The organism is Xanthomonas sp. LMG 8993, from assembly GCF_009835065.2.
Taxonomy (GTDB): domain Bacteria; phylum Pseudomonadota; class Gammaproteobacteria; order Xanthomonadales; family Xanthomonadaceae; genus Xanthomonas; species Xanthomonas arboricola.
This window is the reverse complement of record NZ_QVIF02000002.1, coordinates 1-20,976: the sequence shown is the minus strand read 5'-3', so window position 1 is coordinate 20,976 and position 20,976 is coordinate 1. Positions and strand designations below refer to the sequence as shown.

Sequence of the window (20,976 nt, the reverse complement as noted above, 5' to 3'; positions counted from 1 at the left end):
TGCATCGCAACACGCACAACGCCACTACCGGGAGACACACCGCATGAGTCAGACACTGTCGCTGGACCACTATCGCCTGCTCGGCCGCTCCGGCCTGCGCGTCTCGCCGCTGTCGCTGGGCACCATGACCTTCGGCGAAGACTGGGGCTGGGGCGCGGACGCGGACGAAGCCAGGCGCATCTTCGATGCGTATGCCGACCGCGGCGGCAATTTCATCGACACCGCGGTCAACTACACCAACGGCGGCTCCGAGCGCATCCTCGGTGCGCTGCTCAAGCACCGCCGCGAGCGCTTCGTGCTGGCCACCAAGTTCACCATGGCGCGCGATCCTGACAACATCAACGCCGGCGGCAATCATCGCCTCAACCTGATCCGCTCGGTCGAGACCAGCCTGCGCCAGCTCGACACCGACCGCATCGACCTGCTGTACCTGCACGCCTGGGATTTCACCACCTCGCCGGAGGAAGTGATGCGCGGGCTGGAGCATCTGGTGCAATCGGGCAAGGTGCTCTATCTCGGCATCTGCAACACCCCGGCCTGGCGGGTGGCGCAGTTGCAGACACTGGCCGACCTGCGTGGCTGGTCGCCGCTGGTGGCGCTGCAGATCGAATACAGCCTGGTCGAGCGCAGCGTCGAACACGAGCTGCTGCCGATGGCACGCGAGCTGGGCCTGGGCGTGCTGCCATGGTCGCCGCTGGGCGGTGGCATCCTGACCGGCAAGTACAGCCGCGCCGATCTCTCCGACGACAACGCGGCCGAGGTCTCGACCAGCCGCAAGGGCGTGATCGCCTCGACCGGGCATCTCAATGCACGCTCGCTGGAGATCGCCGATGCGGTCGGTGCAGTCGCCGAGGAACTAGGCGCCTCGCGCTCGCAGGTGGCGCTGGCCTGGACCTTGCGCAATCCGGCCGTGGTCTCGCCGGTGATGGGCGCGCGCACGCTGCAGCAGGCCGAGGACAACTTCGGTGCGCTCGCCATCAACCTGAGCGATGAACACCTCGCTCGGCTGGATCGGATCAGCGCGCTGGCGCCGATCTTCCCGGAACGCTTTATCGGCCGGCCCATGGCGCAGCAACTCATCTACGGCACCTACAAGGTGCAGTTACGCAGTTGATGGATGCATCGCCGACGGACGATCCGTCGGCAGCGATGCACTGCCTCACGTGCAATGATCTTTCACCGACAACGGCACGACCGATCAATCCGTCGCGTCATCGCGCGTTTGCATCGCCGTTCTGCAAGGCGCTGCGTCCCAGCACGTCATCGTCATCGCAAGACACGATGCAGCACACGATCACCAGGAGCGATCAGCCCTCGCCTTCCGGCTCCAGCGCCTTGACCAGCACTGCCGCCTGCGTGCGGCTGTAGCAGTCCAGCTTCTTCAGGATGGCGGTGACGTGCACCTTGACGGTGTTCTCGGCCAGTCCGAGTTCGTGCGCGATCTGCTTGTTGAGCAGGCCATCGGCCAGGCTCAGCAGCACGCGGAACTGTTGCGGGGTGAGCTGGGCGAGCTTGGAGGCCAGTTGCGCGTCGGCCTCCGAGCGCTCGGCAGTCATCGGCGGGAACCAGGTGCCGCCCTCCAGCACGCTGGCCACCGCGGTGCCGATCGATTCGGCCGGGGTGGATTTGGGAATGAAGCCGGCCGCGCCGAACTGCTGCGCGCGCCGGATCACGCGTGGGTGATCGTTGGAGGAGATCACCACCACCGGGATGTCCGGATGCTCGCCACGCACGTGCAACAGCGCCGAGAAGCCGCGGGCGCCCGGCATCGCCAGGTCCAGCAGCACCAGCTCGGCCTGTGGGTGCGAGCGCAGCATCGCGCTCAGTGTGGCGGCGCTGGAGGCCTCCACCACATCGGCCTGCGGCAGGGTCTGCTGCAGCACGTGGATCACGGCGGCACGGAACAACGGGTGGTCGTCGGCGACGAGGATGGTGAGATCGGCCATGCGCCAAGTCTGGCACATGGCTGTGTCGGTTTCCCGCGCCCGGGCATCCATCCCTGCCCCGCTGCGCAGGCACCGGGCCTGTCGGGCAGCCAGCCTGTGCGTGGAAACCCCCGCCCCCACAGCCCGCACGCCGAGGGCGGCAGCGCACGCCGCGCCGGCATGCGGCCGTTCACGCAGGTCGTCGCGCTCGCCTAGCGCGGCGGCTGCGTGCTGGCCCGCCAGGCATCCAGGAACTGCCGGCGTTTGAGCTTGTCCAGATACACCAGCAGGCCGGGGCCGAGCGGGATCGGCCGGAACGGCGGCTGCGCCGAGCCGCCACGGCCGCCGGCGGCCGGCAGGATCGGCATCAGCCGCGCCTCGCGTGAGAGCACCTGCTGGCCGCGTGGCGAGAGCAGGTAATCCAGGAACCTGCGCGCCTCCGGCGCGTGCGGTGCTGTCCTGGGGATCACCGCAGTGCGCAAGGCTACCAGCGTGTAGTCCTGCGGCTGCACGATGCCCAGCGGCGCGCCGGCGTCGATGCGCGTCTGCGCATAGGAGCCGAGCACGTTGTAGGCCAGCAGCAGCTCGCCACGGCTGACGCGGTCGAGCAAGGTGCCGGTGCGCTCTTCCAGCCTGACCTGGTTGGCCCCCAACGCGGCCAGCAATGCGCCGGCAATGCTGCCGACCTGCCCGTCCTGGGTGGCGAACAGATAGCCCACGCCGCTGCGCTCGACATCGTAGGTGCCAACCCGGCCGCGTAGCGGCGCGTCGGGCGCGCGCAGCAAGGCCAGCAACTGCCGGCGCGTGCGCGGCACCCGCGCGGCGGCCAGCTTGCGCGTGTTGTAGACGATCGCCACCGGCTCGTAGCTGATGCCGAACACTTCGTGCCGCCACTGCGCCCAGGCCGGCAGCGCTTCGGTCTGCGCGGAGCGATGCGCGAGCGCGTGGCCGTCGTTCACCAGCTTGGTCTGCAGGTCCATGCTGGCGCTGATCAGCATGTCGGCGGCAGCCGTGGCCTTGCCCGGATGCAGATAGCGCTCGTAGATGTCCCAGGCAATCACGTCCTCGTAGATCACCTCGGTGCCCGGATGCAGGCGCTGGTAGTCCTGGATGACCGCACCGAACACTTCCAGATCGGTGGAGCCTTGCACGCGTAACTGCGCCTGCTTCGGGCCGTGCGCGGGAAACACCCGCACATCGCCGGGCGCGGCACGCGCAACAACCGGTGCCAGCAAGACCACCATCAGCAACAGCACGCGCATCACCGCGCTCCTCCAGGAAAATGCAACGAGGCGATCAGCCCGCCACCGACGCGGTTGCTCAGATCGATGCGCCCGCCGTGCGCTTCGACCACGCGCTTGACGATGGCCAGCCCCAGCCCCGCGCCGCCGGCCGGCGCATCCGGCCCGCGGACGAAACGCTCGAACACGCGCTCGGCTTCGGCGGCGGGAATGCCGGGGCCATGATCGGCGATGGTCAGCACGTGATGGCTGCCGTCGCTGGTGAGCGCCACCTGCAATGGTGCCCCGGCACCGTATTTGCAGGCGTTGTCGATCAGGTTCTTCAGCGCCTCGCGCAGCAGCAATGCATCGCCGCGCAACAACGCCGGTTGCGGGTCGATCGCCAGGTGCACGCGCGGTGCGCCGTCGCTGCGCGGCAAGGCCTCGTGCAAGGCCTGGTGCAGCACCTCGGCCAGGTCCACGGTGGCAAAGCGCTGCAGGTTGGCGCGGTGGATCACGCTGGCGTCGCTGAGCAATTGATTGAGCAGCCGGCTCATATGGCTGGCATTGCGCTCGATCGCCACCAGGCTGCGTTGCATCTCGCGCGGGTCGTCGTCGTCCATCGCCAGCTGCGCCTGCGCGCGCAAGGCGGCCAGCGGCGTGCGCATCTGGTGCGCGGCTTCGGCCATGAAGGCACGCAGGGTTTCGTTGCTGGACGACAGCCGCGCCATGAAGCGGTTGAGCGCGGTCACCATCAACTGCATTTCCTGCGGCGCCGGCACGCTGAGCGGTTTCAGGTCGGAAGGCTCGCGCCGCGACAGGTCGCGCTCGATACGCTGCAACGGCCGCAGGGCGCGATACACGCCCAGCCACACCAGGCCCAGGGCGAGCAGCGACAGCACGCCGATCGCCACCAGCGCGTTGAGCACCACATCGCGTGCCACCGCATCGCGGGCGCGCCGGGTCTGACCGACCTGCACGCGCACCTCGCCCTGCCCGGAGGCCGATGCCACCCGATGCATCACCACCGCAAAGCGCACCGGCTCGCCGCTGTAGACGGCATCGAACAGCACCGGGCGCTCGTCGCCGGGCGCACGCGCCGGCAACGGCAAGCTCTCTTCGCCGGTGATGGTGCGGCCTTGCGCATCGAACACGCGGTAGAACACGCGGTCTTCCGGTGCCATGCCGAGCAGGTCCAGCGAGGCATACGGCAGGTCCACCTGCCAGTCGCCGCCGACCAGCGCCACGCTGTCGACGATGGACAGGGCCGAGGACACCAGCAGGTGGTCGTAGGAGCGGTTGGCGGCCCGCTCGCCATAGTCGCGTGCGGCAAAGAACAGCACCACCGCGCCCAGCACCGACAGGCTGCCCAGATACAGCAGCAAGGTGCGCCGGATCGACGGTGCCACCATGCGCGGCTCAGCCATCGACGCCCGGCTCCACCGGCGCATGCGGATCGGCTTCTTCGAGCTTGTAGCCGGCGCCGCGCACGGTGACGATGCGCAACGGCGCGCCCGCCAGCTTGCGACGCAGGCGGCCGACATACAGCTCGATCGCATTCGGCCCGGCATCGTCGTCGAAACCGAACAAGCCGTTGCCGATCTCGTCCTTGCCCACCACATGGCCCAGGCGCCCGATCAGGATCTCGAACAGGCGGTATTCGCGATTGGGCAACTCGATCGGCACCCCGTCCAGCACCAGCGTGTGCGCAGCGTTGTCGAACACGAACCCGCCGATCTGCACCACCTCGCTGGCCTGCCCGCGGTTGCGCCGCAGCAGCACCCGGCAACGCGCCTCGAACTCGCGGAAATCGAACGGCTTGCCCAGGTAGTCGTCGGCCCCGACATCCAGCGCCTGCACGCGGTCTTCGATGCCATCGCGCGCGGTCAGCATCAGCACTGGCGTGGTATCGCCACGCTCGCGCATCCCGGCCAGCACGCGCAACCCATCCAGCTTGGGCAGGCCGATATCCAGCACCACCAGATCGAAGCTCTGATAGCGCAGCACACTCGCCGCCGCCAGGCCATCGGACTGCCAATCCACCGCATGCCCGCTACGGCGCATGCGCCGCACGATGGCATCGGCGAGATCGGCGTTGTCTTCGACTAGCAGCAGGCGCATGGGCGGGGATTGGGGAGTCGGGATTGGGAATTCGCAAAGGCGGTTGGCCGCGGCCGGAAGGTAACAGGCCACGCAAACAAAAGCTTCTTTGACTCTTGCCAATCCCCAATCCCGACTCCCCAATCCCCGCCCCAAACGACAGGTCCATGACAGCTTCACCGGACTAGGCTGCTGCCAACGCGCCGCAGCGTGCTTGTGCGGTGCATCGCTGAACGTGATTCACACATGTACCTGGGAGGGTCTGTGAGCAACGACACCTTGCGTCTGCGCGTCTTCACCACCTGCGCCGCGCTGTGCCTGGCACCGGCGGCGCATGCGGCCGAGGGCGACGGCCCGGTCACCGCCGAGGTGGGTGGGCGCGTGCACTGGGACTTCACCGTGTTCGACAACGACGAACGCGGCACGCCCGAGCGCAACGACACCCAGTTCCGCCGCGTGTGGCTGGATGTGGCCGGCAAGTTCTACGGTTTCACCTACAAGGCCGAGGCGGAATTTGCCGGCCTGCAATACGAGTCCGGCAGCCGCGGCATCCTGGCGCGCGATGTGTACATCGCCAAGAAGTTTTCCGCCGGTACGCTGACCGTGGGCCAGTTCAAGCAGTACTTCTCGCTGGACGATCGCACCGGCTCCAACTACGGCCCGTTCCTGGAACGTGGCTATGCCTCCACCACACTGGCGCCGATCTATCGCAAGGCGATCTCCTGGCAGGCCAATCGCCCCGATGCGACCTGGTCCACCGCGGCCTACAGCCTGGAAAGCATCGACAATTCCTCGACCAAGGGCGGCGCGCTCGGCACGCGGCTGACCTTCGCACCGGAGATGGGCGAGGCACGGCTGCGCCACCTGGGCGTGTCGCTGGCGCACGAGCGCTATTCGCATCCGGGCAGCGGCGGCGCGGCGTCCCTGCTGATCCGTCCACGTCCCGAAAACGATCTGGCCAACAACAGCCGCATCACCCTGGCGCGCTTTGCCGATGGCCGCGATACCGATTTCGACAAATGGTCGCTGGAATACGCCGAAGTGCTGGGCCCGTGGTCGTGGCAGAGCGAATTCAGCGGCGGCCTGCTCGACGACGGCTCCCAGCATGCCAAGGTGTTGGCCAGCTACGGCCTGGTCAGCTGGTTCGTCACCGGCGAGTCGCGCGGCTACGACCGCAAGACCGGGCGTTTCAGCCGGATCAAGACGCCCAATCGCCCCTCCGGCGCGTTCGAGCTGGCCTTGCGTTACGACTACATGCGCGGCGATCAGCATCTGGATGGCCAACCCGACTTCATCAATGCCAGCACGCAGTCGTGGACGCTGGGCGGCAACTGGTATTTCAAGCCGAACCTGCGCGTGATGCTCAATGTGATCGACAGCCGCAACCGCGACCGCATGGCCGATGCGGTGGTCGATCACACGCTGGCGGTGACCGGCCGCTTCCAGTACGACTTCTGACCGTTTGCCTGACCTTCGCATGATGCGTCACCGCTGCCGCAATGCACCCGCCGCCGCGCGCTCCACTCTCCCCCTGCTGTACGCCTCAAAGGATTTGCCCGCATGCTGACCGCGCTCGGTTTCGGAATGGTGATCACCTTCATGTACCTGATCATGAGCAAGCGGCTGTCGCCGCTGGTGGCTCTGATCACGGTACCGATCGTGTTCGCGCTGCTGGGCGGCTTCGGCACCGGCATCAACGAGATGATGCTCGACGGCATCAAGAAGATCGCGCCCACCGGCGTGATGCTGATGTTCGCCATCCTCTACTTCGGCGTGATGATCGATGCCGGCCTGTTCGATCCGCTGGTCGGCCGCATCCTGCGCCTGGTCAAGGGCGATCCGCTGAAGATCGTCATGGGCACGGCGATCCTGGCAATGTTGATCTCGCTCGACGGCGATGGCTCCACCACCTACATGATCACCGTGTCGGCGATGCTGCCGCTGTACCAGCGCCTGGGCATGAACGCGCTCAACCTCACCTGCGTGACCATCCTGGCCAGCGGCGTGATGAACCTGACCCCGTGGGGCGGCCCCACCGCGCGTGCCGCCACCGCCCTGCATGTGGATCCGGCCGATGTATTCGTGCCGCTGGTGCCGGCGATGGCGATCGCAATCGCCGGCATCCTCACGCTGGCCTGGTATCTGGGCATGCGCGAACGGCGCCGCCTGGGCGTGGTGCGCCTGCCGGCCGACGGCAACTGGCTGGACACCAGCATCCCCGAGGAAAGCGATGCACTGCCGCGCGTGGAAGACACCGAGGACATGAAGCGGCCCAAGCTGCTGTGGGTGAACCTGCTCCTGACCCTGGCGCTGATGGCCGCGCTGGTGGTCGGCGTGCTGCCGATGCCGGTGCTGTTCATGATCGGCTTTGCGCTGGCACTGATGATCAACTACCCCAACCTGGCCGAGCAGCGCCGTCGCCTGGTCAATCACGCCGGCAATGTGCTGTCGGTGGTGTCGCTGATCTTCGCCGCCGGCATCTTCACCGGCATCCTGTCCAACACCGGCATGGTCGAAGCGATGTCGCGCAGCTTCCTGGCGGTGATCCCGGACAGCTGGGGCCCGTATCTGGCAGTGATCACCGCGATCGTCAGCATGCCGTTTACGTTCTTCATGTCCAACGACGCGTTCTACTTCGGCGTGCTGCCGATCCTGTCCGAGGCCGCCGGCCACTACGGCATCACTCCGGTGGAAATGGCGCGCGCCTCGCTGGCCGGGCAACCGGTGCATCTGCTCAGCCCGCTGGTGCCATCGACCTATCTGCTGGTCGGCCTGGCCAAGGTCGACTTCGCCGACCATCAACGCTTCACGCTGAAGTGGGCAGTGCTGATCTCCCTGCTGATGTTGGCGGGCGGGTTGTTGTTTGGCCTGTTTCCGTTGGCGCGCTGATCGCGCGCCGGGAATGGGGAATCGGGAGTGGGGAATCGTAAGGGCGGCACTGTGCTGTCATGTCGATTCCTGAGTTCCACATGGCGAACAGAAGCCGCAAAAGCGGCTCCTGCTCTACCAATTCCCCAATCCCGATTCCCCAATCCCGATTCCCCATTCCCAAACTCCGAAGGAGTTCAAGCAATGACACTTCGCATCGCATACGTCACCAGTGGCATGGGCAGTGTGGGTACCGCGATCTGCCAGAAGCTGGCGCGCAGCGGGCATACCGTGGTCGCCGGTTGCGGGCCCAATTCGCCGCGCAAGACCTCCTGGCTGCGCGAACAGCGCGAGCAGGGGTTCGAGTTCGTCGCCTCCGAAGGCAATGCCGCCGATTGGGATTCCACCGTGGCCGCGTTCGCCAAGGTCAAGGCCGAGGTCGGCGAGATCGATGTGCTGGTCAACAACGCCGGCGGTAGTCGCGACACCTTGTTCCGGCAGATGAGCCGCGACGACTGGAACGCGGTGATCGCCAGCAACCTGCATTCCCTGTTCAACATTACCAAGCAGGTGGTCGACGGCATGACCGCGCGCGGCTGGGGACGCATCGTCAACATCGGCTCGGTCAGTGCGCACAAGGGCCAGATCGGGCAGATCAATTTCGCCACCGCCAAGGCGGCGATGCATGGCTTCAGCCGCGCCCTGGCGCAGGAAGTGGCCTCGCGCGGGGTCACCGTCAACACCATCTCGCCGGGCTATATCGCCAGCGCCTCGATCAGCAGTTTCCCACCCGACGTGCTCGACCGCCTGGCCACCTCGGTGCCGATCCGCCGGCTCGGCAAACCGGCCGAAGTCGCCGGGCTGTGCGCCTGGCTCGCCTCCGATGAGGCCGCCTACGTGACCGGCGCCGACTATGCAGTCAACGGCGGTCTGTACATGGGTTGAGAGCCGCTGGCAGACCGTAGCGAGCAATCGTCAGCTCGATACAGACGGCGCGTCCGAGCAGGACTGTGCGGAGGAGACATGCGGTTCCAGCGCCGAGCGCGCCGGCCGGGCGGTGAGCGCAGTCCTTGCTGGTGGCGGTGAAGCATCACCGCTCTGATGCTCACTGCTCTGAGGCATCACTGCTCTGATGCTCAATTGCTCTGAAGCCTCACTCCCCTGAAGCCTCACCGCTCCAAAGCCCCCCGCTAGTCGTGGCCGCTGTCATGCACGCCCCGCGCGCCTGCCGCTTGCATGCAGGTGCGTGATTGCGTTTGACCAGCGCGCACAAGCGGGCGCCACTGCGTCGATCAACCCGCCTCCAGCGCGAACTGATTACACTCGGCGTTTTCCGCACTGCGCTGACATGGCCAAACCTTCAGAACGCGCCACGCCGGGTGCCCGCCCGCAGATGGCCGACATCGCCCGCATGGCGGGCGTGTCCGAATCCACCGTGTCGCGTGCCCTGGCCGGCAGCCCGGTGGTGGCCGAGCGGACGCGTGCGTACATCAAGCAGATTGCCGCCGATGCCGGCTACCAGGTCGATCCGATCGCGCGCAGCCTGCGCGCCAAACGCTCCAACACGGTGAGCGTGGCGGTGCCGATGATGCATGCGCTGGACCAGCCGCTGTCGGACCCCTTCATGATGACGATGCTGGCGCTGCTGGCCGAGGAACTGACTGGGCGCGGCTACAGCATGCTGCTGTCCAAGCTCGACCGGCATCAGGACGGATGGGTTGAACAACTCGCACGCGGCAGCCGCTCCGATGGCGTGATCGTGCTGGGGCAAAGTTCCGAACATGCCGCGCTGGACGAAGCCGCGCGCGATGGCCTGCCGATGGCGGTCTGGGGCAGCCGCATCGACGGGCAGTCGTACATCAGCGTGGGCAGCGACAATTTCCAGGGCGGCGCGCTGGCCACCGAACATCTGATCGCCAGCGGTCGTCGCCGCATCGCCTTTCTCGGCGACGACCAGTTACCCGAGGTTGCCCCGCGCTTTGCCGGCTATCGCCATGCACTGCAGCGGCACGGGCTGGAGTTCGATACGCGCCTGCATGCGCGCAGCCACTTCCTCAGCGAAGATGCCTACCGCCTCACCCGCGCCATGCTCAAGAAGACCGATCCGCCGGACGGGCTGTTCGCCGCCTCCGATGTGATTGCGGTCGGTGCGATCCGCGCCCTGGTCGAAGCCGGGCATCGCGTGCCGCAGGACATCTCGCTGGTGGGCTTCGACGATATTCCGCTGGCCGCCTACAGCCAACCGCCGTTGACCACGGTGCGGCAGGACCTGGGCCTGGCCGCGCGCCTGCTGGTGGACCGGCTGCTGGCGTTGATCGGCGGCGAAGCGGTGGAGTCGGTGGAGATGCCGGTGAAATTAGTGGTGCGTGAGTCGGCGTGAGGCCGGGATTGGGGAATCGGGAATCGGGAATCGTAAGAGCGGGCGTGCTGGTGCGCGGTGCATAGCTACGCGTTGCTGCCCGCGTGATCGCGGTCGGTTGCTTCAGTACGCAGCGACACAGACGTAGCGCGTCGCGGCTACACCACCGCTGCCTTGGGCTTGCGGACGCGTACGCATAGCATCGCCACAGCGGCGGCCAGCATCAGTGCGCCGGCCAGGCGGATCACGTTGCGTGGGTCGCCGTGCAACAGCCACTCGTAGTACAGCGGCAAGGTGACGATCTGGATCAGCATCGGCAGCACGATGAACAGGTTGAACAGGCCCATGTACACACCGGTACGTTCGGGCGGAATGCTGTCGGCCAGCATCAGGTACGGGTTGCCCATCATGCTGGCCCAGGCGAGCCCGATGCCGATCATCGGCAGCAGCATCAGCCAGCGGTCCTGGATACCCGGCAACACCCACATGCCCACGCCAGCCGCGACCAGGCAGGCCGCATGCGTGTACTTGGGGCCAATGCGGCGCACCACCGGCACCATCGCAAACGCAGCCAGAAACGCGACGAAGTTATAAAACCCGCCGATCTGCCCATTGACCAGGCCGGCCTGGCGGAAGCCATGCGAGTCGGCTTCGGTGGTGCCGAACAAGCTGGTCGATAGCGACAGCACGATGTACTGCCAGTAGCAGAAGATCGCGTACCACTGGAACAGCATCACCGGCGCGAGCTGGCGCATGGTCGGCGGCATCGCGCGCAGGGCGCCGTAGATTTCGCGCACTGTGGCGCCCAGGCCGGCACCGGTCTGGCGCATCCGCGCGATCTCTGCCGGCGCAAGCACCGGCTCGCGCACGCTGCGCGCGGTGAGCATGATCGAGGCCGCAGAAAACCCCGCACCGATCACGAAGGCGGCGATGGTGACATAGGGAATGTGGTGCGCATTGGCGGCGTCCTGGTTCATGCCCATCCACACCAGCAACGGCGGAGTGAGATAGGCCAGCGTCTGCGCAAGCCCGGTGAACGCGCTTTGGGTGAGATAGCCCAGCGGCCGCTGCGGTGGCGCCAGCACATCGCTGACCAGCGCACGGTATGGCTCCATCGCCACGTTGTTGGCCGCATCCAGGATCCACAGCAGGCACACCGCCATCCATAGCGCAGTGCTGAACGGCATCGCCAACAGGCACAGGCTGCACACCAGCGCGCCCAGCACCATGTACGGCATGCGCCGGCCCCAGCGGGTCACCGAGCGGTCGCTCCACGCGCCGACGAACGGCTGCAGTACCAGCCCGGTGATCGGCCCGGCCAGCCACAGGTACGGCAGGCTCGCGTGATCGGCGCCCAGATAGTTGTAGATCGGGCTCATGTTGCTCTGCTGCAGGCCGAAGCTGTATTGCACGCCGAAGAAGCCGGCGTTGAGCGCCAGGATGCGCGCGAAGGAGAACGGAGTGGCGGTCGACGACATGCAGAACCCTGGGCATCGGTGCGGCTCCCAGTGGCCGCAGCGCACTGTACCCTGCCGTCTTTGCAATCGATTGTAACGCTGCGCCGCAACACGTTTTCGCTTGTCGAAACATAAGCGAGCGAGTCGAGGAATGATGCTGCAGCGCAAGATTGCAATCGATTGTATTGGGGCGTATTACTGCGCTCGCACTGCAGGCCACACGGCCACTCCCTGGGAGGGGACGATGCAGGCGTCGGCACACCACCATCCGTGAGAGAGAGAACCGCGATGTCCACCTTGCACACCCTGCGCCTGCATGCCCTGGCCTGCGCGGTCGCCTCCTGCCTGTGCGCGCCTGCCGCGCTGGCGCAGGACGCGACCACGGCCGCACCCGTCACCCCGCCGGCCGCCGACAGCGCCGCGGTCAATCTGGATTCGGTGTTCGTCACCGGTACCTCCACCGCCACCACCAAGTTGAAGTCCAGCGTGTCGGTCAGCACTGTTGGCGCCGAGGCGATCGAACAATCGGCGCCGCGCAGCACCGCCGAGATCTTCCGCAACATCCCCGGCATCCGCTCCGAATCCAGCGGTGGCGAAGGCAACGCCAACATCGCCGTGCGCGGCCTGCCGGTTGCCTCCGGCGGCGCCAAGTTCCTGCAGCTGCAGGAGGACGGCCTGCCGGTGATGGAATTCGGCGATATCGCCTTCGGCAACTCGGACATCTTCCTGCGCTCGGATTTCACCCTGGACCGCATCGAAGCCATCCGCGGCGGCTCGGCATCGACGTTCACCAGCAACGCGCCCGGCGGCATCATCAACTTCATCAGCAAGACCGGCGACACCGCAGGCGGCAGCGTCGGCGTGAGCCGCGGCCTGGATTACGACAACACCCGCGTGGACTTCGACTACGGCGCGCCGTTCGCGGAAAACTGGCAGTTCAACATCGGCGGCTTCTTCCGCCAGGGCGATGGCGTGCGCGATGCCGGTTACACCACCGACAAGGGCGGCCAGCTCAAGGCCAACCTGACCCGGCTGTTCGAGAACGGCTACGTGCGTGTCTACGGCAAATACCTCAACGATCGCGCCGCCGGTTATCTGCCGGTGCCGACCTCCGTGCGTGGCCGCGACGGCTCGCCGGACCTGGGCGGCTTTGCCGGCTTCGATCCGGGCAACGACACCTTGTACAGCCGCAACTTCCGCACCGATGTCGGCCTGGACGGCAACAACCAGCCGCGCCGCACCGACCTGGGCGACGGCATGCACCCGATCTCGCGCACCATCGGCGCCGAGGCCTGGTTCGACCTGGGCAGCGGCTGGAACCTGAGCGAGAAGTTCCGCATCGCCGACAACAGCGGCCGCTTCGTCAGCCCATTCCCGGCCGAGGTCACCGATGCCGCCACGCTGGCCGCGTCCATCGGCGGCGCCGGCGCGCAACTGGTGCAGGCCAGCGGCCCGGACGCCGGCCAGGCCTACACCGGCAACGCGATCCGCACGCATCTGTTCAACGTGGCGATCAACGACCTGGGCAACGTCACCAACGACCTCAGCGTCTCGCGCGAGTTCGGCGGCGACGGCCGCACGCTCAACCTGCGCATGGGCTATTACACCTCGCGCCAGACCATCGACATGGACTGGACCTGGAACTCCTACGTGCAGAGCCTGGGCCGCGATTCGCGCCTGCTCAACGTGGTCGATGCCGGCGGCGTGTCGCGCTCGCAAAATGGCCTGTATGCGTACGGCACCCCGTTCTGGGGCGATTGCTGCATCACCCGCAGCTACGACGTGCGCTACGACGTCAACGCGCCGTACGTCGCACTGACCTTCGACAGCGGCAAGTTCAGCATCGACGGCAGCCTGCGTTACGACATGGGCGATGCACGCGGCAGCTATGCCGGCACCGCGATCGCGCAGAACCTGGACGTCAACGGCGATGGCGTGATCCAGCCGGTGGAACAGCGCGTGGCCACGGTCGATACCGCCAACGCACGGCCGGTGGATTACGACTGGAACTACCTGTCGTATTCGCTGGGCAGCAACTACCTGATCAACGAGGACCTGGGCGCGTTCGCGCGCATCAGCCGCGGCGCACGCGCCAATGCCGACCGCCTGCTGTTCGGCGTGGTCCGCGACGACGGCTCGGTCTCCTCCGATGAAGGCGTCAACGTGGTCCGCCAGGCCGAAGCCGGCCTGAAGTGGCGCCGCGACGGCCTGAGCCTGTTCGCCACCGCGTTCTCGGCGCGCACCGAGGAACAGAACTTCGAAGTCACCAGCCAGCGTTTCTTCAACCGCAGCTACGAGGCGCACGGCGTGGAGCTGGAAGCCAGCTACCGCTACGAAGGCTTCACCGTCAACGGCGGCCTGACCTGGACCGATGCGGAGATTTCCAAGGACCAGATCACTCCGGAAAACACCGGCAACGTGCCGCGTCGCCAGGCCGATGTGGTGTGGCAGTTGACACCCAGCTATCGCGGCGACGGCTACCAGTTCGGCATCAACCTGATCGGCACCACCGATGCCTATACCCAGGATTCCAATCAGCTGAAGATGCCGGGCTATACGCAGGTGAACCTGTTCGGCGACTACCGCGTGACCGACGCACTCACCGTCGCGCTCAACGTCAACAACCTGTTCAACACCTTCGGCCTGACCGAGGCCGAGGAAGCCAGCATCCCGGCCAATGGCATCATCCGCGCGCGCTCGATTGCCGGCCGCACCACCAGCATCAGCCTGCGTTACGACTTCTAAGGACCCCTCGCCGGGTTCGTCCCGGCGCTTGCCAATGAGCACCTCCCCCACCGATTTCTCTGCATTGCGCGCGGCCTTTGCCGCGCCCCTGGATGCGCAGCGTGCGAGCGCGCTGTTGCCGCGCTTCGACCGGCATGCGCCGCGTCTGCTCGATGCCCTGCACGCCTTGTACGGCACACGTCCCGACACTGCATCCTGGTTGACGCAGTGGCTGAGTGCGTTGGGCAGCCACGCACAGCAGCGCCCGCAGGCGCTGCAACAGCTGGACGTCACGCGCCAGCCCGGCTGGTTCGGCGAGCAGCACATGCTGGGCTACAGCGCCTACGTGGACCGCTTCGCCGGCACGCTACAGGGCGTGGCCGAACGCGTGCCGTATCTGCAGGAACTGGGTGTGCGCTATCTGCACCTGCTGCCGTTTCTGCGCGCACGCGCCGGGGATAACGATGGTGGCTTTGCGGTCAGCGATTATGGCCAGGTGGAGCCGAGCCTGGGCAGCAACGACGATCTCGTCGCACTGACCACACGCCTGCGCGAGGCCGGCATCAGCCTGTGCGCGGATTTCGTGCTCAACCATACCGCCGACGATCACGCCTGGGCGCAGGCGGCGCGGGCCGGCGATGCGCGCTATCTCGACTACTACCATCACTTCGCCGATCGCACGCAGCCCGACCAGTACGAAGCCACGCTGGGGCAGGTCTTCCCGCATACCGCACCCGGCAACTTCACCTGGGTGGACGCCACCGGCCAGTGGATGTGGACCACGTTCTATCCCTATCAGTGGGATCTGAACTGGAGCAACCCGGCGGTGTTCGGCGAGATGGCGCTGGCGATGCTGCAGCTGGCCAACCTGGGTGTGGAAGCCTTCCGTCTGGATTCCACCGCGTATCTGTGGAAGCGCACCGGCACCGACTGCATGAATCAACCCGAGGCGCATACCTTGCTGGTAGCGCTGCGCGCGGTCACCGACATCGTTGCGCCGTCGGTGGTGATGAAGGCCGAAGCCATCGTGCCGATGACGCAATTGCCGCCCTACTTCGGCAGCGGTGCGGACCAGGGCCACGAATGCCACCTGGCCTATCACAGCACGCTGATGGCGGCCGGCTGGTCGGCGCTGGCGCTGCAACGCGGCGACATCCTGCACAACGTCATCGCGCATAGCCCGCCCTTGCCGGCCAACTGCGCCTGGCTGAGCTATGTGCGCTGCCACGACGATATCGGCTGGAACGTGCTGCAACACGAAGCCGCCGGCAACGCCGCGCAGCCGCCATTCGCACTGCGCGATGTCGCGCGCTTCTATGCCAACGAGGTGCCGGGCAGCTACGCGCGTGGCGAGAGCTTCCAGAGCAGTGGCGACGGCGTGCACGGCACCAACGGCATGGCCGCGGCACTGGCCGGGATCCAGGCCGCACAGGCATCGGGCGATACGGCGGCGTTGCGCATGGCGGTGGATCGGCTGGTGTTGCTCTATGCCATCGCGCTGGCGATGCCGGGCGTGCCGTTGATCTACATGGGCGACGAACTCGCCCTGCCCAACGACGGCAGCTACCGCGACGATCCGCAGCGTCGGCACGAAGGTCGCTGGTTGCATCGCCCGGCGATGGATTGGCAGCTTGCAACGCAGCGCGAAGATGCAGCCAGCCTGAGCGGCACAGTGTATCGCCGGCTACGTGGATTGATCCGGCAACGTGCCGCGCTGCCCGCACTGGCCGCCGATCAGGCGCTGGGCAGCCTTGCACTGGGCGATCCGCGCCTGTTTGCATTGACGCGTGGCGATCGCTTCCTGGCCGTGCACAACTTCGGCGAAGAACTGTTGACGGTGGAGCTTGACGCGCTCGGAGATGGCCGATGGAAGGTGGTGGCAGATGGCGGCGAGACAGCTGCCGAATCTCTGGGCGATGACATGCGGCTGGTGCTGCCGGCGTATGCAGTGCGCTGGCTGGAGCGTATTGCTTGAACGCGATGGTGCAGGTTTGTCGCGCACCTGCAGGGCGGACGATCTGTGGCTAGGACGGACGATCTGTGGCCTGGCAGCCGGGCCCTTGCCCGCCCACCCTCGCAGGACACGCCGCAAGTACGTCCGTTTAGGCTCTTACGCGGCATCCATGCCGCGTAAGGTCCCGCGACGGTGGGCGGGCAAGGGCTAGTCACCATGGTCGGTGCGCCTGGTTGCGAGCACCGGATTGCGTCCGATTCTTAGGATGCTGCGGCGCTCTGGCAGCGGACGACGAAGGACGCCAAAAACTGCTGCGCTCACCATCAGACGAGTGCGGCCGCCGCTCGGCCCCGATATGTACCACGCATACACCCCGGTCCCTCCGCGACGTCCGCACCTTAGCTGACGACTACTTGCTCCGTTTTGTTGGCCGCTCCAAATCAAACGTCGCGATATCTTCCGGTGGCCGTCCAGGCATCACCAGACGACAACTGCAGAATCAGCGCTTCGACAACTCAAGCAACGCCTCGGCAGCCTTCTCCGACGAAGCCGGGTTCTGGCCGGTGACCAGCAAGCCATCGGTGACCACATGCACGCCCCAGTCGGCGCCCTTCTCGTAGCGGCCGCCAAGTTCGGTCAGCACGTCTTCGACCAGGAACGGCACGATCTTGGTCAGGCCCACGCCCTCTTCTTCGCTGTTGGTGAAGCCGGTGACGCGGCGGCCGTTGACCAACGGCTTGCCATCGCTGCCCTTGACCCGACGCAGCGCGCCCGGTGCGTGGCACACCAGGCCGTGCGGCTTGTTGGCCGCGGCAAACGCTTCAATCAGCGCAATCGAATCCGCGTCTTCGGCCAGATCCCACAAAGGGCCATGGCCACCCGGGTAGAACACCGCATCGAAGTCAGCGGCCTTGACGTCCGCCAGGCGCTGCGTACTAGCCAATGCTTTCTGCGCGTCGGTGTCCTGCTTGAAGCGCTTGGTGGCCTCGGTCTGTGCATCGGGCTCGTCGCTCTTGGGGTCCAGCGGCGGCTGGCCACCCTTGGGCGAGACCAGGGTGATGTCTGCGCCTGCATCCTTGAACACGTAATACGGCGCGGCAAATTCCTCCAGCCAGAAGCCGGTCTTCTTGCCGGTATCGCCGAGTTGGTCGTGGGAAGTGAGCACCATCAGGATTTTCATCGTATCGCCTCGTGTCATGGCCCATCTCGGGCAAGGCGAACAGTGTCCGGTGCAGTCCGTTGCAGCATCGTGTAGAACGCGTCGGCACGATGCTTACCGTTCAGCGCCTTGCAGTGGAAGCAATGCACTGCCAGGCACGTGTCAGGCGCTGCGCGGTATTGCCCGACTCGCGCCCACGGCAGCTTCGCCGCGCCGCCGCGCTGGCGCAATAACTGCGCGCAAGTTGCGCGGCAGGCTTCAGACGTTCATCGCCGGTGGCTGCAGCTGATCCATGCGGATGCGATTGGCGAACAACGAAAACGCCAGCATGCCGGCCAGGCCGCTGACCCGGCTCACCCACGGCGGCAACCAGCGCGGGGCGACCAGCACGCCGCTGTCGAACAAGGGCGCAAGGCGCGCCACGTCGCCCAGGGCCATCTTGCCGGCGAACAGGTAACGGCACAGCTGCAGCTGATCGCGCTGCAGTGCATGCCGGAAGAAGGTGTGCACCGCCACCAGCCCGCGCAGGTACACCGTGTCCTTGGTGAAGGCACCGCCGCCGGAGGTCGGCACGCCGCGGAATACGCGCTGCGCCGAGGAAAAGCTTTCCGCCGCGCTCTGCCCGCCTGCGGTGAAATAGCGGAACACCTCGATGAAGTCCGCACCCGAGCGCGCCATCGCGATCGCCTCGATACGCAGGCTGATGCGCTTCATGCGTTCGATATCGATGCTGCCGGTGATCTGCTCGGCAAATGTCGCCAGGCCTTCCTGGGTCGCGGTGGTCCGCGGCGAGGAAATGCCCAGGCTGGGCAGGTGCACCTGCGCGCGCCCGTTGAGCGCGGTCAGCGAATGCACCAGCGCCTCGTGATGGAACAGCTGCGCGCGGTCGTAATCGCTGAAGGTGGCACCGCTGCGCAGGCGGATGCGATGCGCGCCGGCCGCCGCCTTGGCCAGCAGATCCGGATCCAGCGTGACGGTGATGACGCGCCCTTCGAAGAAGGCGTCCAGATCGTTCTGCAGCTGCATGCGCAGGGCGGTTGCCGAGACCGGCACCTGTTCTTCCGGCGCCAGCAGTTCGCGGTCCAGCTCCTGCGCGATCTGGATGAAGTGCCGCGCTGCCTCGCGCGTGCTCGGGCCGTTGCCCGGCATCGGGTCGTCGGGCACGCCGAACAGCTGCGCCGAGTAATCGCTGACTGCGGGAGTGCCCAGCGATTCCAGCAGGCCGGCGGCCAGGCCCCAGCTATGCGTCGAGTCGATCAGGTAGGCGCCCAGCGGGTGATGCGGATCGGCCTGCTTGGCAATGGCCGCCAACTCGCGCCGGGTATCGCCGAAATCCAGTCGCGGATACTCCACCTGCGGCAGCTCCGGCTGCCCACGTGCCACGCTCTGCAGGAACGGCTCCTGCAGCGAGCGCGGCCAGCTGGCCAGCGCGAGCAGGCGCACGCCGCGCACGGCCTTGACCAGGCGCGCATCCAGCGCCGCATGGTGGACGATGTCCGGCGGCCCCTTGCGCAACGGCATCAGCGGCGTCCGTTGCGGTCGACGCTGGCAGGCCGCCGGCCCGATCCCTTGCCCCGGTTGTTCTGCGCCAGGCGTGTGGCAAGCTTTTCGGCCGCTGCGGCCACTTCCACGCGCAGCTTCATGTAATTGGCCACCCGCTCCGGATCCAGCGTATCGGCCTCGATCGCCGCACGCACCGCACAACCGGGCTCGGCGATATGCGCGCAATCGTTGAAGCGGCACTGCGCCGCCAACGCTTCCACATCGGAGAAGCCGCCCTCGGCCAGATCCTCTTCGCCGGTGGGCTTGAGCTCGCGCATGCCGGGCGTATCGATCAGGCAGGCACCGGACGGCAACGGAATCAAGGCGCGATGGGTGGTGGTATGCCGGCCGCGCGAATCGTTCTCGCGCACCGCATTGGTCTTCATCTTCTGCGACCCGAGCAGGGTATTGGTCAGCGTCGACTTGCCGGCACCGGACGAGCCCACCAGCACCGCGGTACGGCCATCGCCCAGCCACGGCCGCAGCGCCGCCACGCTGTCCGGATCCTTGGCGTTGACCGCGCGCAACGGGATGTTCTGCGCTTCCAGTTCCTCCAGCACGGCCAATGCATCCTCGGCGTATTCGGTCTGGTCGGCCTTGGTCAGCACCACTACCGGCTCGGCACCGCCGCCGCCGACCAGCAGCAGATAGCGTTCGATGCGGCGCGGATTGAAGTCCGCATCCAGCCCGCACACGATGAACACCGTATCGATGTTGGCCGCGATCACCTGCTGGTGGTAATGCTCGCCGGCCGCACCGCGCTTGATCGAGGTGCGCCGCGGCAGCAAGGCCACGATGCGCTTGCCCTCCATCAGCACCCAATCGCCCACCGACGCCCGCTCATGGCTGGGAAACCGCGGCCGCTGCCACTCCGGCAACGACTCGGCCTTGAGACCGGCCTCCGGCGTATCGGCCACCACATAACCGGTGCGGTGCTGCTCCACCACCCGCGCCGGCAACGCCTGCGGATGCGCGGCAAAGAGCGCCTGCCAGGCCGGATCCTCGGCAGGGCCAGGCCAGGGCCAGCCAATGGACTGGAGGGTGGGGTAATCGGGGGGTGCGTTGCTCATGGGGCGATTCTAGAGGGTATGGTGGGTTTTGCCACGTTTGCTCAATACGCTTGCCGGCTTTCACACACCCTGAGACAACGGACCTCAAATCTGAAAATATGACTTGAAATTCTTGCGAGGAATATACCGAATCTTTGGCAACTCCGCTCCAGCAATAATTTAACGCATAAATAAAATAAAGGCCCCGCCAAATGGCGGGGCCCGGCGTCGGCTATATAGTGATGATCAATTAGATAGCCGAACTTGCGAGCATCAACTTCGTCTCTTGAGTTTCACGCGATGCAATAAATGACACAGAAGAGGCATTTGCTACCGCCATAGCATCAATCAAGCTGGATACTTCGCTAGCAGCTACTGATCTATCATTAAAATCCAGATATTCAACTTGGGATGAGTCTGAGGCAAACCAACTTGCTACTGCCAGCTGATCTTGACTTCCCTTCAAAGTGACAAGTAGATCGTTACCAGATCGAGTGAAGACCGTATCATCCAGATTAATCCCGCTTCCAAAACTGACACGATCCACTGCACCGCTGTAGGTTGAGGTCTCTACCACCGTGTCGTGGCCATCACCCTTGTTGAAGAGGTAGGTGTCCGA

General features: G+C 66.1%; 16 protein-coding genes and 1 other RNA gene. 8 read left to right on the top strand and 9 right to left on the bottom strand.

Annotated elements, in window-relative coordinates:
* Window positions 1-43 precede the first annotated feature (43 nt).
* Window positions 44-1,114, top strand: a complete 1,071-nt coding sequence (locus DYQ94_RS03375) for an aldo/keto reductase (RefSeq protein WP_126966891.1) — start codon at window positions 44-46, stop codon at window positions 1,112-1,114.
* Window positions 1,115-1,307: 193 nt separating this feature from the next.
* Here DYQ94_RS03375 and DYQ94_RS03370 read toward each other — a convergent pair whose 3' ends face one another.
* From DYQ94_RS03370 to DYQ94_RS03355, 4 genes are all read right to left on the bottom strand, one after another.
* Window positions 1,308-1,946 (bottom strand): response regulator, encoded by a 639-nt coding sequence (locus DYQ94_RS03370; protein WP_024938967.1) that lies wholly within the window; start codon window positions 1,944-1,946, stop codon window positions 1,308-1,310.
* A 191-nt stretch (window positions 1,947-2,137) separates the two neighbouring features.
* A complete protein-coding gene (locus tag DYQ94_RS03365; RefSeq protein WP_047127218.1) occupies window positions 2,138-3,187 on the bottom strand; it encodes an ABC transporter substrate-binding protein in 1,050 nt (349 codons plus the stop codon).
* Window positions 3,187-4,572, bottom strand: a complete 1,386-nt coding sequence (locus DYQ94_RS03360; RefSeq protein ID WP_053045779.1) for a sensor histidine kinase — start codon at window positions 4,570-4,572, stop codon at window positions 3,187-3,189. Before DYQ94_RS03360 ends, DYQ94_RS03365 begins: the two co-directional genes overlap by 1 nt.
* On the bottom strand, window positions 4,565-5,266 hold the full coding sequence (locus DYQ94_RS03355) for a response regulator (protein WP_016904741.1): 702 nt from the start codon (window positions 5,264-5,266) through the stop codon (window positions 4,565-4,567). Before DYQ94_RS03355 ends, DYQ94_RS03360 begins: the two co-directional genes overlap by 8 nt.
* A 243-nt stretch (window positions 5,267-5,509) precedes the next feature.
* Here DYQ94_RS03355 and DYQ94_RS03350 point away from each other — a divergent pair, with 243 nt between their 5' ends.
* The 4 genes from DYQ94_RS03350 to DYQ94_RS03335 all read left to right on the top strand — a co-directional run bounded on the left by DYQ94_RS03350 (window position 5,510) and on the right by DYQ94_RS03335 (window position 10,493).
* Window positions 5,510-6,703 carry an OprO/OprP family phosphate-selective porin gene (locus DYQ94_RS03350; RefSeq protein ID WP_024938964.1) on the top strand — a complete coding sequence of 398 codons (1,194 nt, stop codon included), beginning with the start codon at window positions 5,510-5,512 and terminating at the stop codon, window positions 6,701-6,703.
* Window positions 6,704-6,805: 102 nt separating this feature from the next.
* Complete coding sequence (locus DYQ94_RS03345; RefSeq protein WP_065032384.1) at window positions 6,806-8,134, top strand: CitMHS family transporter; 1,329 nt, start codon at window positions 6,806-6,808, stop codon at window positions 8,132-8,134.
* A 183-nt stretch (window positions 8,135-8,317) separates the two neighbouring features.
* Window positions 8,318-9,058 carry an acetoacetyl-CoA reductase gene (phbB, locus tag DYQ94_RS03340; RefSeq protein ID WP_024938962.1) on the top strand — a complete coding sequence of 247 codons (741 nt, stop codon included), beginning with the start codon at window positions 8,318-8,320 and terminating at the stop codon, window positions 9,056-9,058.
* A 403-nt stretch (window positions 9,059-9,461) separates the two neighbouring features.
* Entirely contained in the window at window positions 9,462-10,493 is a 1,032-nt protein-coding gene (locus DYQ94_RS03335; RefSeq protein ID WP_024938961.1) for a LacI family DNA-binding transcriptional regulator, read from the top strand.
* Between the two features lie 137 nt (window positions 10,494-10,630).
* On the opposite strand, the gene DYQ94_RS03330 is transcribed toward DYQ94_RS03335, so the two are convergent.
* Complete coding sequence (locus DYQ94_RS03330) at window positions 10,631-11,950, bottom strand: MFS transporter (protein WP_126966892.1); 1,320 nt, start codon at window positions 11,948-11,950, stop codon at window positions 10,631-10,633.
* 267 nt (window positions 11,951-12,217) lie between these two features.
* Between DYQ94_RS03330 and DYQ94_RS03325 the strand changes: the two genes are divergently transcribed.
* The 3 genes from DYQ94_RS03325 to DYQ94_RS03315 all read left to right on the top strand — a co-directional run bounded on the left by DYQ94_RS03325 (window position 12,218) and on the right by DYQ94_RS03315 (window position 17,039).
* Entirely contained in the window at window positions 12,218-14,674 is a 2,457-nt protein-coding gene (locus DYQ94_RS03325) for a TonB-dependent siderophore receptor (RefSeq protein WP_160955270.1), read from the top strand.
* A gap of 34 nt (window positions 14,675-14,708) precedes the next feature.
* Window positions 14,709-16,628, top strand: a complete 1,920-nt coding sequence (locus tag DYQ94_RS03320; protein WP_126966894.1) for an alpha-amylase family protein — start codon at window positions 14,709-14,711, stop codon at window positions 16,626-16,628.
* Window positions 16,629-16,962: 334 nt separating this feature from the next.
* Window positions 16,963-17,039, top strand: a non-coding RNA gene (locus DYQ94_RS03315) — sX9 sRNA.
* A 67-nt stretch (window positions 17,040-17,106) separates the two neighbouring features.
* Here the strand turns inward: DYQ94_RS03315 and DYQ94_RS03310 are convergent.
* The 4 genes from DYQ94_RS03310 to DYQ94_RS03295 form a co-directional block, all read right to left on the bottom strand.
* Window positions 17,107-17,787: a type 1 glutamine amidotransferase domain-containing protein gene (locus tag DYQ94_RS03310; protein ID WP_126966895.1), complete on the bottom strand. Its 681-nt coding sequence runs from the start codon at window positions 17,785-17,787 to the stop codon at window positions 17,107-17,109.
* Window positions 17,788-18,024: 237 nt separating this feature from the next.
* Window positions 18,025-19,287: a flavohemoglobin expression-modulating QEGLA motif protein gene (locus DYQ94_RS03305; protein ID WP_102580743.1), complete on the bottom strand. Its 1,263-nt coding sequence runs from the start codon at window positions 19,285-19,287 to the stop codon at window positions 18,025-18,027.
* Window positions 19,287-20,378: a ribosome small subunit-dependent GTPase A gene (gene rsgA, locus DYQ94_RS03300; protein ID WP_016904297.1), complete on the bottom strand. Its 1,092-nt coding sequence runs from the start codon at window positions 20,376-20,378 to the stop codon at window positions 19,287-19,289. Before rsgA ends, DYQ94_RS03305 begins: the two co-directional genes overlap by 1 nt.
* A 229-nt stretch (window positions 20,379-20,607) precedes the next feature.
* Window positions 20,608-20,976 (bottom strand): calcium-binding protein (locus DYQ94_RS03295; protein WP_505414702.1); only part of this gene is annotated, 369 nt, incomplete at its 5' end.

Coding starts and splice junctions, on each gene's coding strand:
- DYQ94_RS03375 (WP_126966891.1), top strand. CDS start 44: ATGAGTCAGACACTGTCGCTGGACCACTATCGCCTGCTCGGCCGCTCC.
- DYQ94_RS03370 (WP_024938967.1), bottom strand. CDS start 1,946: ATGGCCGATCTCACCATCCTCGTCGCCGACGACCACCCGTTGTTCCGT.
- DYQ94_RS03365 (WP_047127218.1), bottom strand. CDS start 3,187: ATGCGCGTGCTGTTGCTGATGGTGGTCTTGCTGGCACCGGTTGTTGCG.
- DYQ94_RS03360 (WP_053045779.1), bottom strand. CDS start 4,572: ATGGCTGAGCCGCGCATGGTGGCACCGTCGATCCGGCGCACCTTGCTG.
- DYQ94_RS03355 (WP_016904741.1), bottom strand. CDS start 5,266: ATGCGCCTGCTGCTAGTCGAAGACAACGCCGATCTCGCCGATGCCATC.
- DYQ94_RS03345 (WP_065032384.1), top strand. CDS start 6,806: ATGCTGACCGCGCTCGGTTTCGGAATGGTGATCACCTTCATGTACCTG.
- phbB (WP_024938962.1), top strand. CDS start 8,318: ATGACACTTCGCATCGCATACGTCACCAGTGGCATGGGCAGTGTGGGT.
- DYQ94_RS03335 (WP_024938961.1), top strand. CDS start 9,462: ATGGCCAAACCTTCAGAACGCGCCACGCCGGGTGCCCGCCCGCAGATG.
- DYQ94_RS03330 (WP_126966892.1), bottom strand. CDS start 11,950: ATGTCGTCGACCGCCACTCCGTTCTCCTTCGCGCGCATCCTGGCGCTC.
- DYQ94_RS03325 (WP_160955270.1), top strand. CDS start 12,218: ATGTCCACCTTGCACACCCTGCGCCTGCATGCCCTGGCCTGCGCGGTC.
- DYQ94_RS03320 (WP_126966894.1), top strand. CDS start 14,709: ATGAGCACCTCCCCCACCGATTTCTCTGCATTGCGCGCGGCCTTTGCC.
- DYQ94_RS03310 (WP_126966895.1), bottom strand. CDS start 17,787: ATGAAAATCCTGATGGTGCTCACTTCCCACGACCAACTCGGCGATACC.
- DYQ94_RS03305 (WP_102580743.1), bottom strand. CDS start 19,287: ATGCCGTTGCGCAAGGGGCCGCCGGACATCGTCCACCATGCGGCGCTG.
- rsgA (WP_016904297.1), bottom strand. CDS start 20,378: ATGAGCAACGCACCCCCCGATTACCCCACCCTCCAGTCCATTGGCTGG.